Below are 16,425 nucleotides of genomic sequence, written 5' to 3' on the forward strand. Positions count from 1 at the left end.
CCATTAATCATTTGGCACCCAATACCTGTTTATGGAAGTCGCCATGCATTCTGCGCAGTGCGCTGCGGCACTCGCGCGGGCTGTAACCCCAGAACTTTTTGAAGACACGACTGAAATATTGAGGCGATGGATAGCCAAAGTGGTCGGCGATGCCGGTCACTGTGTTGTGTGTGTCCTCCAGCATCCTGATTGCGGCGTGCATCAACACATGCCTAATATAGCCGCTGAGGGTCATACCGGTCTTTTCGGCGAAAACATGAGACAGGCGTGACTCGCTCAGGCAGCAGGCGTCGGCAATCTGTTTTATGCTCAGACCGTGGCGTGAATTGGCGTCTATATAAGCTCTGGCGCTGCCCACCACATCGCAAAATGCCTGTCGGTCTCTGGCGCTGGGCGCGATCTTGCGGGCAATGAGATATAGTATTCGAGTCATCAGGCTGCTGACCACGTTCTGCACACCGAAGTTGGACCTCCTCAACTCATCCAGCATCTGAGCGAGGAGCGGCTTGAGATCATAACAGTCATGAAACTGTCTGCGGCGGTTTTTCATATATGCAAAACCAAGCTCCTCCGGCTCTATCCTATCAATCCCAAAATATATAAAATGCCATCCTTCCTTCTCCTTACTGATGGGGCTGAACTGATGAATGTCGCCTGGTTTCGTGACGAGCACATCACCAGGGCGCAATATATACCTTTTCTGACCGATAAGCACATCAACTTCGCCAGTCAGGAATAGACTGAACTCATAGTGTCCATGAGTATGCAGACTGACAACATTATCCGGGCTGTGTATCACATCACCCACGTATATCGGATATGGTTTGATATCACGGTCCGCGCTCACAAACAAACATTCATTGTAATAGAGATTTTGTTTCATATACCTGCACGCCGAATAGTATTGCAGCCGTCCGGCTCCCCAGAAAAAATCAGCAATATCAGCATTATAAGACACAATTCTGCATCTAGCAACCTGTGATGCTCAGCATATTTTGACATGGTAATCACAGCGCACAGTTTACCTCGTGCTATACTGAATTTGTCGAATAACCTGCGGAGGTCATATATGGCAAAAAGAATAGGATTCTACGATAACAAACTTGAAAACTGGCATGCAAACACATATCTGGAAATCTTGCGCGACAAGTTGCCGGACTGCGGATACGAGATATCTGTCTGCAAAGCTCTGGACGAAGCCGATGGACGCGAGTGGGCAAAAAAGAACAATGTACCTTATGCAGGGTCTATCGAAGAGTTCGCCGATAAGTGCGACTATGTGATGATCCTTGCTCCGAGCGACCCCGAACTCCATCTTCAGATGGCCGAGACTATCCTACCGCTTGGCAAGACTACCTTTATCGACAAAACTTTCGCACCGGACCTTGCGACTGCACGAAAGATATTTGCATTGGCCGACAAGCACAATGTCGCCGTAATAACCACTTCAGCACTCAGATTCACGGACGAGTTCAATGCCGTGGTCAAGGAAATCGGCAAGAGCGGTATTAAACATATGTCGATGTGGGGCGGTGGAAGGTCGTTCGGCGAATACAGCATACACCCGGTCGAGGGTATTATCTCCACCATGGGCGCGGATGTCACGCATGTAATGCGCTGGGGAGATGAACAGTTCAGCCAGGTAAATATGAAATTCAAAGGCGGTCGGACTGCCACTGCATATGTTTATGTCAATATTGCATGCCCATATATGGCTGTAATAACGGATGCGAAGGAAGTCAAGTTCCATAATGTCGACTCACCGATATTCGACACTCAGACAAAGCATATTCTCGACTTCTTCGCCAAAGGCAAACCCACAATCCCGCGCGAGGAGTCTTTGGCAGTCAGAGAAATTCTTGATATCGCGAGCGACCCGAAAAACCATGGCAAGTGGGTCGCAACCAGTCTTGCATAAGGGAGGATTATGATGACTTATAAAGCAGCAATAATCGGTTGTGGCAATATTGCGCGGTCCCATTCATCCGGCTACAAAGCCGCTGGCGCAGAAGTGATTGCAGTCACGGATGTCTATGAGGAACCGGCCAACACCCTGGCATCAGAACTCGGAGCCAAAGTATATCGCGACTTCAAAGCTCTGATAGATCAGGCAAAGCCGGATGTGGTGAGCATATGCACCCCACCCGCGTTTCATGAGCAGGCGGCTGTTTACGCACTCGAAGCCGGAGTAAACGTATTATGTGAAAAGCCCATGGCCCACAGCGTAAAAAGTGCCCAGGCAATCAAGAATGCGGCGGACGCAAGTAAGGGTCTTTTCATGCCTGCATTCAGACACAGGTTCATTCCTGCAAACATCAAACTCAAAGAAATGATAGCCGAAGGTAAGATCGGCGATGTTGTCGTATTTAACAATGCGTTCGGCGGACCGATGTTCAATATGGAAGGTAAATGGTTCACCAAGAAGGACATCGCGGGCGGCGGGTGCCTGCTGGACACCAGCAGCCATTCGGTCGATCTATTCAGGTTCATGATCGGTGAGATAAAAAGCCAGAATGGCGCAATCACTCGTCACTTCAAGAGCACGGACGTTGAAGATGCGGGTATGATCTGCGTCTCAACACAAAATGGCGCCATGGGAAACATTCAGAGCGGCTTTGTGCTGGGTGACTGGGTAGCAAATATAGAAATTTATGGGACCAAGGGACACCTGATCTTTGATTACAATACCGGACCGAACGTGAAATACCGCGCCACAGGAGAGAGCGAATGGACCACTATCGAACTATCGCCCTCAACCGGATTCAATGAAGAAATAGAGCATTTTTTGGGCGCAATAGGCGGCAAACATCCGCTTGCCATTACGGCATATGACGGACTGAGATGTGCAGAGGTAATTTTCTCGGTGTATGGACAGAATTCCTAGCGTAAGCTATCCCTCCAGGTAAGATACCTGGAGGGATAGCAATTCCTAATCACCACCAGAAAACAGAGAGGACAACATGAAAATAGGAGCGTTTTTGAGTTCGTTTGCGCTGGGAGTCGAGGACTCGCTCGCAAAGTGCAAAGAACTCGGGTTGGATGGAGTGCAGCTTTCCGATGTGAGAGGTGAGCTTTCGATAGAAGAGCTTACCGAGAGCAGCGCGGCGGACTGCAGGAGGCTGGTCGAATCCTACGGACTGAAGATAAGCGCGGTCTGTGGAGACATCGGCGGCAACCAGTTCACATGCGAAAGCGATGTGGACGAACGTATAGCTCGCACGAAACATATCATGAATATAACGCGAGCGTTGGGCTGCGAGATCGTGCAGACACACATCGGCGAGATTCCAAATGATCCCGATGCGAAAGAATGGCGCGTGATGCAGTATGCAATGGATATCTTGGGCGAATATGGTGATAAGATCGGCTGCTTCCTGGCTACCGAAACCGGTCCCGAAGAACCGGCGCTCATGAAAAAATTCCTCGACACTATCAAGCACGATCTAATTAAGGCCAACAATGATCCGCAAAATCTGCCCGCCACATTCCTTGTGCAACACGCTGTAAAACACGATTCAATTAAGGTCAACTATGATCCCGCCAACCTTGTAATGAACGGGTTCGATCAGATCGGTGGAGTCGGCATTCTCGCTGATTATATCGTTCATACTCACGCCAAAGACGGGATCAAACACGGCGGCGAGGTTCCTCTTGGAGAGGGGGCAGTCAATTTCCCTGCCTATCTTAAGGCGTTGAAGGATATAGGTTATGATGGGTTCTTCGTGATTGAAAGAGAGACCGGACCAAACCCTGTTGATGACATAGCAATGGCTGCCAACTTCCTCAGAAGTTTGTAATGAAAACGGCCCGGCTTCAAAGAGCCGGGCTTTTTATTGAGCGTTTTCTGACTCCAGCGCGGTATCAGTCTCTTGGTTGACCGCATGCGTATGCCTCAGTGCCAGCTCGTCCTCTTCAAACCTGGGAGGAAGGAAACTGTCGTCACCGCCCAACTTCAACCACAGCTTATACAGTTTGACCCTGAAAAAGAACGAAAGGCCACCAAACACCAGAATCCATATAAAGAAAAACCGGTAATAATAATCGCCGCCGAGGTGCAGGTGATGCCCGCTGAAGAACTTCAGCCAATCCATATAATAGCCGCATAGGAATCCCACGATCATCATCACAAATGAGCGAAGAACCGCATTGGCACTGGAAAACTGGCCGTATCTCGTGTGAGGCAGCAGTCTCATAAACAAAGGCAGCTCGGATGCTGTCAGCACCACACTTACCGGCAGAGTAATGGCAGTTATTATGATGGTTAATGTCAAAACCATATGATGGCGCATGTGCAAAAAGAAAATTGCGTTCAGCGGGACAAATATCAATGTCCAGGCCATGGCCGTCATACCGACCCGTATCGGGTGTTTCTTGTCGACATAATAGCCTGCGGGTATGAGGAGCAGCGTCGCGACCACACCGGCCACACCACCAATGATCCCCATCTCTTTCATGGTAAGCCCTATATCCAGGTTTCGGAAGACAACGAAGGTGTTTACGGCAAGTGACGCCATCCAGAATGCGTTGGACAGATAGAAATACCAGTAGAATTTGTGGCAGTAAGATTCCTTAAAGAAAGTTTTGATCCCCGCGAAAGTGGAGTTTCTGCTCTTCTCCATCTTGGGGGCAGGGGGATACTCACCCTCTTTGACATTCAGACACATGGCCAAAAAACCGACAAAATAGAGAATGCCGAACCCGACAAAAATTTGGGTGGAATGACTCCTGGCATACTGAAAGATGAAAAAACTGAAAAAAGCGCCGGCAGCAGTGCCCACAGCTCTAAAGAGTGCCATAAATCTGCCCAGATGCTCCTGCGGAACCACATCATTAAACAAATAATAATAGACCGAACCGACGATCATATTAAAAAACTGATAGCCCGCCACTAAAACCGCTATCAGGCCGATAGTCAGCGCAACTTCGGAAGAAACGCTGTGGTGGAAGAAGTGAGTAAAGAAAAACCTGCCGATCTGTCTGGAAAAACCGGTCAATACAAGAAACAGACCCACAAAAGGCGTAGAGAAAATCAAATAGGGAATTCGCCTGCCGAATCTGCTGCGGTATCGGTCACTCATGAAACTAACGACAGGACACACGGTCAGATTGAACGCATTGGCGATTGTGTTGATGTAGGTTGAGATAATCAGATTGGAAGCGCCCAGGCTCTTGAGCATAAACGGCAATACCGAAGGCTCGACCGTCTCCATTAACGTAAAGCAAAAGTCACCCCACAGCAGCCATATGAAGAGCACGACAAGCGCACGCTTTGTATATTCCAGAGTTCCGACTCGATACGTGGTAGACGCAGTGGACATTCTATACTCTTTCTGGGAAGTCTTGTTGTTTGATTATAGCAGAAACAACCTGATATTTAACAGTAGCTTACAAAAGAATGAATTACAGGCAGTCATAGGGAAGAGTAATAGTGTGACGAAAACAATACATATGTAAGGGTGATTGTCGATGCGTAGAGTTGCATTCTTGGCATTATTATTGACCATAGTCATAACACAGACTGCTTTCGCGAGCGGTAATTTCCAAGTCTGGGTCTCCGACCCGCTCGTCAACATTATGCAGGACACCGCAAAACCGTCCATCACACCAACCCAGATCAACGTGACCGCGGCGCGAAATGAATACGAAAGCGCGCAGGTCGTGGTTACGCCATCATCCGACATAACTGCACTCACTGCGAGCGTAAGCTCAATATCCGGTCCGGCAAACCCGAAGCCGACGGTATCGTTGAACTTCGTGGGATATGTGCCGGTGGAGCATGGCACGCCATACACGCCGTCAGAAAACCTGGTCGCCACTGCCCCGACCAGCTTTCCCGATCCGCTGCTGGAATCGACTTCTGTCTCAGTGACAGCACCCAACAATCAGCCGATCTGGCTGACTGTACGCATTCCACTTAACGCCAAACCGGGAACGTATACAGGCACTGTGACAGTCATCGGCGACGGCACGTCGATATCCGTCCCATTGATGATAAACGTAGCCTCGGCAATTCTGCCCGACAAACGCACGTTCAAATGCACAAATTGGCTCAGTTATGACCCAATTGCGGATTATTACAATACGTCTCTGTGGAGCACGAAATATTGGACTCTTGTATCGGCGTATGCTCAGTGTATGGCAAAACACCGAATGAATGTGCATCTTACGCGGATAAACAAACTCATTGTGGGTCACCAGGACGACGGTGGCAACCTCACATTCGACTTCACGCGGTTCGACAAATGGGTTCAGACATTTCTGGATGCGGGCGCGCTCGATATTATCGAGGGTGGGCACCTCTCCGGCAGAAAGAGTTGGGAGGGAACGGACTATTATGTATGGTATCCCGACATATACGACACAGGCGGCAGCAATGTCAGACCACACAATATAATCGCCACTTCCGACCAGGCCAGGCAATTTTTCTCCGTATATCTGCCCGCAGTCCAGCAGCACCTTATCGACAAGGGCTGGATCGACATGTATATCCAGCACGTGGGAGACGAACCGCTTTCGCAGAGCGCGGCAAGCTATAGGAACGTGGCAGCAATAGTCCGCCAATATGCTCCACAGCTCAAGATAGTGGATGCGGTCGAGACCACTGATCTTGTCGGCGCAATCGACATATGGGTCCCCCAGCCCCAGGACTACGCCGCCAATTCGACTTTTTATGAACAGAGAAAAGCCGCGGGCGATGAGGTTTGGATATACACATGTCTGACGCCCAAGGGTCTGTATATGAACCGGTTCGTCGATTACCCACTGATCGACACCCGGCTTCTGCACTGGGCAAACTATAAATACAAACTTCCCGGTTATCTGCACTGGGGGTTCAACGCATGGCACGGTGACCCGTTCACCAACATTGAGATGAATTATGGCTCTACCACAACCGCATTCGATCCGCCGGGTGATACTCATATAGCCTATAAGGCCACCAACGGCCCTATGAGTTCCATTAGGCTTGAAGCGCTGAGAGATGGGATCGAGGACTATGAATTGCTCAAGCTCCTGGAAAAGACGAACCCGACCAGGGCGCAGTTGATTTGCGACTCCGTGGTTACATCCTGGACAAGTTACACGCGCGACCCGGCGACATTCCGTGCGGCGAGGGCACAGCTATTGTCTTCACTGACTGAAAATGCAGTCGATGTCACGCAGGTCAAGTCACTTCCCGCAGGCAGCAGTGTGTTTCTGACGAATGGAGTGATCACAGGCGATCTCAGACCTCCATCCGGCAGCCTGGACTTGTTCTATGTAGAAAAAGACGACCGCACGTCAGGCATAGGCATATTATCACCGGGCAGCGCGTCATATACGGCAGGTCAGCGTGCGGATATATTCGGAAAAACAAGCATTCTGGACGGTGCCGAGCTTGTTATCGAGCCGGATGCGGTGTCTGTATGTTCCGGCACAGCCATTGGCGCCCTGGCAATGACCAATAAAGCATCAGGGGGTTCCGGTTTCGGCGATCAACCCGGTGTATATGACGATGCATCCCTGCCTGCGCCGATAAGTTCACTCGGCGCATCTTCCATAGGCAAACTGGTCAGGACCTGGGGCGAGGTTACAGGCTCCGGCGAAACGTTTCTGGGCACTGTGTTTTGGATAAACGACGGCTCCGACCTCAAGGACGGCTTCACGACTTCCCAGGGCAATGCATCCTCAGGGCTTGGAGTGCTGATGCCTCCCGGCCTGCTGTATATACCCTCCGGCTTTGTGACAGTGACCGGTATACTCCGCGCTGTCCCAAACCCATCGGGGCTGCCTGTAAGGCTGCTTGTTCCGCGTAACAACAGCAGTGATATCTCAAATTAACACCATTCTACCAAAACACCACACGATTCTACCATATACTTATGCCTAATGTTGCATACAATGAACAACATGCACAACCGTTACGTGCCGGTGGGAGTTATCGACATGAGAAAATGTAGAGGCTTTACCCTAATCGAACTGCTGGTGGTAATCGCAATCATTGCAATACTTGCGGCGATCCTATTACCCGTCCTCACAAACGCCAAACGCGCGGCATTGGGCGCCAAATGCATAAGCAACCTCAAGCAGGTCGGCTGTGCCACCGCGATGTATATGTCGGATAACGGCAACAGATACCCTCCGTATAGAGTCCCAGACCCCCTTGGAACAACCTCGGAAGCAGGAGCATGGTATACTGCGGCCCTTATGTATTCCAAGACCAAACTTGTCTCACGATGCCCGCTAGACGGTGGAAAAAACGGCACCGATGCCGGGGCGCCGGATTATTGGCGCAATGCATATACCGATTACTGGGCGGGGCTTGCGTCATATAACACCTCTGTACCGCCGCCGCTGGAGACCGAGCTTGTATATAAGCGAAACACCGTTTATCTGATGGACGGCCCCATCGGTTCCAAAGAAGGCGCCACCATAAATGCGCAGCATAATTGGTACGGTCCTCCTACCTCTTGGGAACCCGATTATCAGGAAGCCGTAAACTCAGAAAAACGGCACGGAGGAGGGGCGAACGTGTTATTTTTGGACTGGCACGTGAAACTGGTCAGACCAAATGAGTGGAAATCTTCTGCTGCCAATTCAGCTCAAGGAGATCCCCTTAAAGAAAAACTCGGGATAAATATACCCGACCCGTGGTGCAATCGAAATGATGGCAGTCATCCGTGGTTTCGAGGAAACTAGTGCGATTGCGCGTATCTCAGATCAGATTATGCGGGGGTAGTTGATTCGTGACGCTGCCCACACCGCACAATTCTCCTTCGAAAATGCGGAGCATTTTCGTTCCCTTCGTGGCGAACACAACAACACCGCGGAGCAGTCGCGAAAGTGTTCATGCCACGATTCCTAACAAGACTTTTGAGTGATTGTTAGTTATTCCCAAATTCATCGATACCACTGGCAGCTTTGTGTGTATGCGGTGTATGTCTGATAAATGGCTTATCCGATACATAAAGCCAGCAACCACCACATATCAGACCTGCACCGAGATGGACAATCCCTAAAGGCATTATCAGTGATCGCTGGCAACAGGAAACAATGAGCATACCTATACTACCAGCCATACCCAGCGCAAAGTTTATCAGTGATGATGCCGAACCCACAGCGTTATGCTCCTGCTCCAGCATCAGGTTCGTACTGGGTGGACGTATGATGCCACTGGCGAAGGACGCAGGTATGATAGAAAGAAGAAATGCCCAAGGACATAGATGACCAAGTAAGCAAATTGACAGGCCACTTACAGTCATCAGCCCAAAGCACACATTGATAATCGCCTTATTGTGCATGTGCCTTGACAGGTGCAGAAACAGTATTGGTCCCAATACTTGGCATATTGCATTGAGAGTAAAGAAGTAGCTGTAACCGAACTCACTGACTCTGAACTCCTTTATGTAGATAAAAGACGATGCTGAGATGTAAGCAAACATCGGCATCAGTACAAGCGAGAACGGCACGAGGAGCGAAGTAAAACCGGGGTTCTTCAGCACTATACCCAACTGGCAAAACGTAGTGAAGATGCTGCCCTTATGACGTACAATAGCAGGCTCCCTTATAAATGAACTCCATACTATCGCCGCCACGCCCAACATAGACACGACCCAGAATATGCCGCGCCAGGAAGTAAACTTCAAAATTAACGCTCCAAATACAGGTGCCACCATTGGGCCTACAAGCAGCATCGATTGTATTATTACCAAGCATTTTTCTCTTTTTCTGCCGTGAAACATGTCTTTGGCGAGCGCGGTTGAAATTGCAGGTGTCGATGCACCTCCAACAGCCTGCAAGACCCTGCAAATGATCAGCTGCTGCGCATTGGCGCAGAATGAACACAGTATGGTCGACACGGCAAATATTGATAGGCCTGTGTAGAGCGTGGATTTGCGCCCGTATTTATCGCTCAGTGGACCCCAAAGCAATGAAGTAATGCTGAAGCAGGCAAAAAACAGAGTCAGTGTAAGACTGATAATCTGTGTACTAGCATGGAGATTTCTTGCCATTACAGGCAAAGCTGGAAGATACATGTCCGTGGATAACGGAATGCATGCTGCCAATAGCCCGAGAAAACACATGGTACCTACACCGCCAGACGGCTTCTGTTCTATGTGTGGCTCCTTGACTACTTCGTTTAAATCAACATATTCTTCCTCTGGCGGCCTACGGTCAATTGTGGTGTTCTCGGTTATGGGCAATTCTACTTATCCTCCTATTTCACTATCAGAAAACACGACTTAATGAAGTCCTTTGCACCCCGGACTGAGGCACGACTATTCAACTCATTCTTATCCAAAAGGCAAAACGAGACCATGCCGACTATCATGTTTGCCAAGGCGCGGGGTGAGACTTCGGAAGGGCGTAAACCCTGGTCACGCTGTATTAACTCAGCAATCATCTCTAGATTTGCACTAATCCGATCTCGAGCATAATCAGCTGTCGGATTTTCCATGTTGGCTATCTCTCGCTGGATTATACGCATCACATATGTGTGCTGATAGAACAAATCAAAAAAGAAATCTATGAAACGAGCTACCAGTCCGGATGCAGTTGGACCGGATGCGAGAAGAGCGCGCAACTCTTGCTCTTCGACATCAAAACAGCCTGATACGATAGCCTGCAAGAGACCCTGCTTACCACCAAAATAGTGGTTGATAAGTGATATATTGCAGTCTGCCTGTGCAGCTATTTCACGAGTGCTTGTGCCATCATACCCTTGCTTGGCAAACAACTCCGTGGCGGCGTCAATGAGTCTGGCTTTCGTATCGATTGAAGTCTTATCATTTGAATGCGTGTCGTTCATAGGTATAGTATAAGCCAACAGACAGCAATTTGTCAATCAATCGTTTGATTATATAATTCACTTGACGGCATATGATACAGGCTGAAAAGCCATAAATCGGCTGATAACCGGCAGTGGGGATGGTGTTATTGCGGAGTTCGGACTAATCTTTGGACAAAAAGCAGAGGATATGCTCACCAGGCGTCCAGTGAACATTTTCCTCTGCGAATGTGCGACTTAAGCCGTTGTTTTCTCAACCAATGTAGTGATACTTTCTTCGGACATGCCGAGTACAGCAGACAGCTCTTCACCAAGTAACTTTTTGGCATGTTTTAGCTGACGCTGCTGAGTTACCCTGGGGTAACGTGTTTTAGGTTGTATTACTCCATGCCGGATAGCACGAGCAAGATCAATGGGATCAGACCAACTTATTTCATGCTCTTCGGAGCAGAGGCTGGTATCGTCCGATTCGCCGGAAAGTATACTTACTGCTTGCTGAAGTTCTTCAGCGGTGGCCAGCGGCCGAACACCGATTTCGTCCACCGCCTCTACTGCCACCAGGATTGTTGAGGATATGGATGGTTTGGGAATAACAAAATAATCCCTGGCTTTGCCGTCTTTCAGGCGTTTCTCAATCGACTCTATAACACACACGCCATATCTAGGATGTAAAACTGTGTCACCGATTTCCATGCTGGGAAATCGCCCCCTTTCAAGACTCTCTGTCTATTGACGATTCCAATATCGTTCGCCATACGGACGAGAGACAAATGCAAATCGCTTGAGTGTGCGCTTACTACAGGTTGTGGTCTACGCTATTGCCCAGGCCATATATAGTATTATAGCCTCATTCCGCGTATGTGTCAAGCAATAGACATACATGACTTGTATATACTTATATTGCGGTATATGTTGTAAATATACAGGGCTAGTCACAAATGTAGATGCAAAATGGCGATAATATATATAAGATATGGAATGAATATAGATATAATGGTGGGGTATACGTGTATAACCTATGCACATCTGCACGCTAAAATGTGTAATAAAAAAGAGGATAATTAAGAATTCAATAGTGCACTCGAAAATCCGGTCGAAGTAAAGGGGATCAATTCGATTGTGCATGACGCCAATAGATGTGTGTTCGTGATAAGCATCACCAAGATTGGGTAATCAGCGTCTCGAAATCACATTGTCCAACAGGAGTTTGTGCAGAGTTGGGTTGGCGGTAAGAATTTCAATATCGGGGTTGCAAAGGTCTAGCGGGTCGCCATGGAAGTCCGACACTACTCCCCCAGCCTCCTCGACTATCAATATGCCCGCGGCTACATCCCACGGATTCAGGCCGCCCTGCATATAGGCATGAAGCCTTCCGGCAGCAATATACGCCAGCACCAGAGCTGCTGAACCTAATCGCCTGAAATAGGACGTGTCGCGGCTGATCTGCTCGATATAATCGACAAACATCTCACGGTCCACTTTGCGCCTTACCCAGCTCACCGAGACCAGACTGTCCTCCAGAGACTCCTGTGCGGATACATGAATCCTCTCACCATTCAAATAGGCTCCGCCGCCGTGATTGGCAAAATACATTTCATCGTGAATCGGGTCGTAGATGACACCCATTTCGGGCTTGCCGTCAGCAGTAACTGCAATCGAAACACAGAAGAAGGGAATGCCGGTCATATAGTTTCGAGTGCCGTCGAGCGGGTCGATTATCCATACCCTGCCACTGTCACCCTCACCGACCACCCCGCTCTCCTCCGATAGGATGCGGTCATTGGGGTATTGTTCGCGGATGCGGTCTATTACGAATTTTTCAGAGGCTATATCTACCTCAGTAACTATATCTCCAAGGTCTGCTTTTGTACGCCATTTTTTGACTGCATGAAATTTGTCTCTTATAATCTCACCCGCGCCCAGCGCGAGGTCTTTCATAAAATCTTCCTGCTGCAAACTCACTATCTTGCTTCCAATTCTCCCTTTGGCGGTATTATTATTTCTCGCCCTACTTGCAAGCTTTTCATTTCATCAATCTTATTATACTCCGCCAGAGAATATGCGAACTTCGCATTACCATAGAATTTTCTGCATACGCTCCATAGCGTATCGCCCCTTTGCAGAGTATATGCCTGTGTCTTGATCTCCATCGGCTTGACATGAGGCTTTTGCTGCACGACATAAGCTTCATGACTCGGATTCACACCCGATATTATTTTGTTCGATATCGGCAAACGTATGGCTGCCATACACAGCGCCGCCGCCATTATTATACCGATTATGATATTGCGCAGCGTGTGACCCACCCTGCGCTTGCCCTTACTCTGCCGCCTGACCGCACTGGCAGCTCCCACCAGACCATAGTTCGGACAAAGGCCTATTGTGCCGTCATGCCAATAGAAAAAACCATCCTTGCCCATAGTCGGGTCGAGCACATATGCCACCATATTCGGGTGTCTGAAGAAATGCCTGTGAATGAACACATCCGCATCGGACATGAACACTCCCCAGCCTGCATGTGTATGGAACCAACCCAATACATCCAGGTCGCCATAGCACTTATCGCGATCCAGTAGTATCTGATCCCACGCTTGCAGGTCAATCTTTACGCTGGTCCGGCTCCCTTTTGCATCATAAGCCGGCAGCACCGCCTTGATGTGTATGGCGCGTTCATGTTCTTCGTCGGTGACGGTCCCGAGCAGCAGACCCGCACACTCAGTGTGCCTGTCCTTGCTCGCAAAATCCTCAATCTGCCTGTGAACCGCTGCGTCAATACGCACATCCACCTTAAGGTCGAGCCGAACATCCTCGGTGATCAGTCTCTGGTTCAAGATTTTCACATCGGAATGCTGCACAGGATCACGTTCGAGAACATTGTTTTCGTCAAACGCGAAATCCATGGTCTCCTGTGCCGCTGTGATATCCGGGACAATCCTGAAAACGGGGTGATCTGGAAGATCGAGGTCGGTTAGTCTTGATTGAGGGTCGATTGCACTGCCGCGTAACTGCACTAAGCCGTAGCTGATTGGATAATTGTCCGAACCCACGCTCGGTAACTTGGCCAACTCGGCAATGCGGCTTGCCACCTGCAGGACCGACCAGTCATCCGGCAGCAAGCACTCATATGCCCAAATCTCGGCGGCGTCTAAGACCATTGAGGTTATATGTCCCATCTGCGACACCTCCATAGACCTTACGAGCATATATTTACAGCTTTTTTTGATTTTGTCAAGTAGAGCATGCATGTTTCGGGTTATGCGATAGCGAGTTATGAGTTAAGGCTTGCCGGTCATTAACTGCTACCGAAGCAACAAACCGATTTTCAAAATGCGGAAGTCGCAATATAATATATATTGCGATTATACAGTGCAGGCGGCAGGGACATGGATACATCTCGATATTTGGATGACTTGAGAGCGAATTCGCACTCTCCGCGAGAGATTGATTGGCTCCACGAGTGTATTGCAGCGATACAATGGGAGAGCCGTATGTCTCCACATTTTCTTCTTCATTCGTATTGCGACCTACCGGTTGAAGCAGTTGTTGACCAGACATTTATTGATGCGCTGGAACAGATGCATGTTGAGCTTACGGCATTTCTTTCGCTATCAACACACACTAAACACGAAAGAATTAGCCTCAAGACGACCTTTACCTGCTTTATTGTTCAGATCAATGCCTCGCGGCAATTCGGCTCCATCTGTAGTCCGAATGTGCTGTTTTACGTAATGAACCCGATAGTGGCCCCTCTTCATTCGGAGTTCCATATGCTGCGCTTTCGCCATGAGCTAACCCACCTTTTGTGGGGGCAGGCATATGGCGAAGCTCCTCCGTTGTTCATGGAAGGTCTCGCGGAGTATGCGGGTTACCTAGGGGCAGCGGACGAGTTGAAATTACCCGTCATGGCAACGCTGACCGAAGTACCACCGTTGGCTGATATAGCGATTGCGGACGACTATTGGAAGCATGGAGGGGTAGCATTGTACCGTGCTAGTGGAGCCTGGGTACAGTATCTGGTTGAGCGATGGGGATGGGAAAAGTTGAAACAACTGTTCTTGCTTACAGAATATACCGACACACAAATCCAGGATCATTTCGCGCAAGTCTACGCTCAAAAACTTGAGACTGTAGAGGCTGATTGGCGAAATCACATCTTAAAATAGGGAGCAATTTGGTCCCTTCGGCAGCAGTCAATCACACACTGCGTATTGGTTTCCCACATTTGCACTGCCAAAGCCACAGAACCCACAGCAAACGACATCTTCCAGCCAAATGCGTGTTCACGATATGCGAACAATATTTAGCCGAAATATCATAGCCTGTTAGCTACATTTTGCTTGAGTTGCCGCCTTATAATTATGGGAGGGTATTTTTCAGGCCGGCAGCCGGTTTCAATATAAACACAAAAAAAGCAAAACGAACTGAGCGTGAACCCCAAAATTTGAGCACAAGACAGTTCGTTTTGCCTGATTTTTTATAGTTGTGGAAGCGGGATTATGCCAGTTCCCTGATGATCGCGTCAGCTACTTGTGAGGTGCCGACTGCACTTGGGTCGTTGCGGTCAGGCTTCATGTCATATGTAACGTCTTTGCCTTCGGCAACAACCTTTGCAACTGATGCTTCAAGCCTGTCGGCTGCGTCATTCTCGCCGATGTGCCGCAGCATCAGCATGCCGGAAAGAATCATCGCAATCGGGTTCACCTTGTTCTGACCTTTATACTTCGGCGCGCTGCCATGCGTCGGTTCAAAGAGAGCAACCGTGTCACCAATATTCGCACCGGGAGCCACTCCCAGCCCGCCCACCAGACCTGCACACAGGTCTGAGAGAATATCGCCGTAGAGGTTAGGCAGGCAAATTACATCATAAAGCTCGGGCTTCTGAACAAGCTGCATGCACATATTGTCTACCAGGCGCTCATTATACACGATCCCGGCGCCTTTGCCTGCGCAGTCGGCCAGAGTCGGATCACCCTGTTCAGGCTCAAGATCGCTCCACTCAAATTTGGCGCCGTATGCTTTGGCAACCTCACGAGCGACCTTATAGAATAGACCGTCGGTGAACTTCATGATATTCGCCTTGGCCACGGCCGTGACGCTTTTGCGGCCATTTGCGATGGCATAGTCGAACGCCAGCTTGACGATCCGTCGTGTGCCGGTGACCGATATCGGCTTGATCGAGATAGCAGAATCCTCACGAATCTTGCCGCCGGACATTTTTATGACCTGGTTGGCTTCATCTGAACCCAAGTCCCACTCAACGCCAGCATATAGATCCTCGGTGTTCTCACGCACGATAACCAGGTCGACATCCTGATACTTGGACCTTATGCCGGGATAGAACTTGCAGGGACGGACGCACGCATAAAGGTCTAGCTCCTTGCGCAGCGCGACATTCACGCTGCGAAATCCCTTGCCGATGGGAGTGGTAATCGGTCCCTTGAGCGCGACTTTGTTTGTCCTGATGCTCTCGATGACCTCTGACGGCAGCGGTGTGCCATACTTGTCCATGACATCCACACCGGCATCCTTGACATCCCATTCTATATCGACCCCGGTTGCTTCGATGACCCTGCGAGTCGCTTCAGTGATCTCGGGTCCGGTGCCGTCGCCGGGGATTAGAGTGATCTTATACGCCAACTGACTGTCCTCCAACATATTGT

General features: G+C 49.4%; 14 protein-coding genes and 1 pseudogene. 7 read left to right on the forward strand and 8 right to left on the reverse strand.

Features of this window, described 5'->3' with window-relative positions:
• Window positions 1–7 precede the first annotated feature (7 nt).
• The gene (locus tag LLG46_15695; GenBank protein MCE5324739.1) at window positions 8–883 is read right to left on the reverse strand and encodes an AraC family transcriptional regulator; all 876 of its coding nucleotides are present in this window, start codon (window positions 881–883) and stop codon (window positions 8–10) included.
• Window positions 884–1,069: 186 nt separating this feature from the next.
• Between LLG46_15695 and LLG46_15700 the strand changes: the two genes are divergently transcribed.
• From LLG46_15700 to LLG46_15710, 3 genes are all read left to right on the forward strand, one after another.
• A complete protein-coding gene (locus LLG46_15700) occupies window positions 1,070–1,918 on the forward strand; it encodes a Gfo/Idh/MocA family oxidoreductase (protein MCE5324740.1) in 849 nt (282 codons plus the stop codon).
• Window positions 1,919–1,927: 9 nt separating this feature from the next.
• Window positions 1,928–2,884 (forward strand): Gfo/Idh/MocA family oxidoreductase, encoded by a 957-nt coding sequence (locus LLG46_15705; GenBank protein MCE5324741.1) that lies wholly within the window; start codon window positions 1,928–1,930, stop codon window positions 2,882–2,884.
• Window positions 2,885–2,960: 76 nt separating this feature from the next.
• Window positions 2,961–3,797, forward strand: coding sequence for a sugar phosphate isomerase/epimerase (locus LLG46_15710; protein ID MCE5324742.1), 837 nt, complete (start codon window positions 2,961–2,963; stop codon window positions 3,795–3,797).
• 33 nt (window positions 3,798–3,830) lie between these two features.
• On the opposite strand, the gene LLG46_15715 is transcribed toward LLG46_15710, so the two are convergent.
• Window positions 3,831–5,318, reverse strand: coding sequence for an MFS transporter (locus LLG46_15715; protein MCE5324743.1), 1,488 nt, complete (start codon window positions 5,316–5,318; stop codon window positions 3,831–3,833).
• Window positions 5,319–5,466: 148 nt separating this feature from the next.
• Between LLG46_15715 and LLG46_15720 the strand changes: the two genes are divergently transcribed.
• The 3 genes and pseudogenes from LLG46_15720 to LLG46_15730 all read left to right on the forward strand — a co-directional run bounded on the left by LLG46_15720 (window position 5,467) and on the right by LLG46_15730 (window position 8,676).
• The gene (locus LLG46_15720; protein ID MCE5324744.1) at window positions 5,467–7,818 is read left to right on the forward strand and encodes a DUF6067 family protein; all 2,352 of its coding nucleotides are present in this window, start codon (window positions 5,467–5,469) and stop codon (window positions 7,816–7,818) included.
• A 105-nt stretch (window positions 7,819–7,923) separates the two neighbouring features.
• Window positions 7,924–8,007: pseudogene (locus tag LLG46_15725) on the forward strand (prepilin-type N-terminal cleavage/methylation domain-containing protein).
• 366 nt (window positions 8,008–8,373) lie between these two features.
• A complete protein-coding gene (locus LLG46_15730; protein MCE5324745.1) occupies window positions 8,374–8,676 on the forward strand; it encodes a hypothetical protein in 303 nt (100 codons plus the stop codon).
• A gap of 185 nt (window positions 8,677–8,861) precedes the next feature.
• Here the strand turns inward: LLG46_15730 and LLG46_15735 are convergent, their stop codons facing one another.
• The 5 genes from LLG46_15735 to LLG46_15755 all read right to left on the reverse strand — a co-directional run bounded on the left by LLG46_15735 (window position 8,862) and on the right by LLG46_15755 (window position 13,938).
• Window positions 8,862–10,181 carry a multidrug effflux MFS transporter gene (locus tag LLG46_15735; protein ID MCE5324746.1) on the reverse strand — a complete coding sequence of 440 codons (1,320 nt, stop codon included), beginning with the start codon at window positions 10,179–10,181 and terminating at the stop codon, window positions 8,862–8,864.
• Between the two features lie 14 nt (window positions 10,182–10,195).
• Window positions 10,196–10,786, reverse strand: a complete 591-nt coding sequence (locus LLG46_15740) for a TetR family transcriptional regulator (protein MCE5324747.1) — start codon at window positions 10,784–10,786, stop codon at window positions 10,196–10,198.
• Between the two features lie 216 nt (window positions 10,787–11,002).
• The gene (locus LLG46_15745) at window positions 11,003–11,458 is read right to left on the reverse strand and encodes a hypothetical protein (protein MCE5324748.1); all 456 of its coding nucleotides are present in this window, start codon (window positions 11,456–11,458) and stop codon (window positions 11,003–11,005) included.
• Window positions 11,459–11,938: 480 nt separating this feature from the next.
• On the reverse strand, window positions 11,939–12,703 hold the full coding sequence (locus tag LLG46_15750; protein ID MCE5324749.1) for an inositol monophosphatase: 765 nt from the start codon (window positions 12,701–12,703) through the stop codon (window positions 11,939–11,941).
• A gap of 23 nt (window positions 12,704–12,726) precedes the next feature.
• On the reverse strand, window positions 12,727–13,938 hold the full coding sequence (locus tag LLG46_15755) for a LysM peptidoglycan-binding domain-containing protein (GenBank protein ID MCE5324750.1): 1,212 nt from the start codon (window positions 13,936–13,938) through the stop codon (window positions 12,727–12,729).
• 315 nt (window positions 13,939–14,253) lie between these two features.
• Here LLG46_15755 and LLG46_15760 point away from each other — a divergent pair, with 315 nt between their 5' ends.
• Entirely contained in the window at window positions 14,254–14,928 is a 675-nt protein-coding gene (locus tag LLG46_15760) for a hypothetical protein (protein MCE5324751.1), read from the forward strand.
• Window positions 14,929–15,259: 331 nt separating this feature from the next.
• Here the strand turns inward: LLG46_15760 and LLG46_15765 are convergent, their stop codons facing one another.
• Window positions 15,260–16,402, reverse strand: coding sequence for an isocitrate/isopropylmalate dehydrogenase family protein (locus LLG46_15765; protein MCE5324752.1), 1,143 nt, complete (start codon window positions 16,400–16,402; stop codon window positions 15,260–15,262).
• Window positions 16,403–16,425: the final 23 nt, after the last annotated feature.

It is taken from the genome of bacterium, from assembly GCA_021371935.1.
GTDB lineage: Bacteria > Armatimonadota > UBA5829 > UBA5829 > UBA5829 > UBA5829.

Coding starts and splice junctions, on each gene's coding strand:
- LLG46_15695 (MCE5324739.1), bottom strand. CDS start 883: ATGAAACAAAATCTCTATTACAATGAATGTTTGTTTGTGAGCGCGGAC.
- LLG46_15700 (MCE5324740.1), top strand. CDS start 1,070: ATGGCAAAAAGAATAGGATTCTACGATAACAAACTTGAAAACTGGCAT.
- LLG46_15705 (MCE5324741.1), top strand. CDS start 1,928: ATGATGACTTATAAAGCAGCAATAATCGGTTGTGGCAATATTGCGCGG.
- LLG46_15710 (MCE5324742.1), top strand. CDS start 2,961: ATGAAAATAGGAGCGTTTTTGAGTTCGTTTGCGCTGGGAGTCGAGGAC.
- LLG46_15715 (MCE5324743.1), bottom strand. CDS start 5,318: ATGTCCACTGCGTCTACCACGTATCGAGTCGGAACTCTGGAATATACA.
- LLG46_15720 (MCE5324744.1), top strand. CDS start 5,467: ATGCGTAGAGTTGCATTCTTGGCATTATTATTGACCATAGTCATAACA.
- LLG46_15730 (MCE5324745.1), top strand. CDS start 8,374: ATGGACGGCCCCATCGGTTCCAAAGAAGGCGCCACCATAAATGCGCAG.
- LLG46_15740 (MCE5324747.1), bottom strand. CDS start 10,786: ATGAACGACACGCATTCAAATGATAAGACTTCAATCGATACGAAAGCC.
- LLG46_15745 (MCE5324748.1), bottom strand. CDS start 11,458: ATGGAAATCGGTGACACAGTTTTACATCCTAGATATGGCGTGTGTGTT.
- LLG46_15750 (MCE5324749.1), bottom strand. CDS start 12,703: ATGAAAGACCTCGCGCTGGGCGCGGGTGAGATTATAAGAGACAAATTT.
- LLG46_15755 (MCE5324750.1), bottom strand. CDS start 13,938: ATGGGACATATAACCTCAATGGTCTTAGACGCCGCCGAGATTTGGGCA.
- LLG46_15760 (MCE5324751.1), top strand. CDS start 14,254: ATGTCTCCACATTTTCTTCTTCATTCGTATTGCGACCTACCGGTTGAA.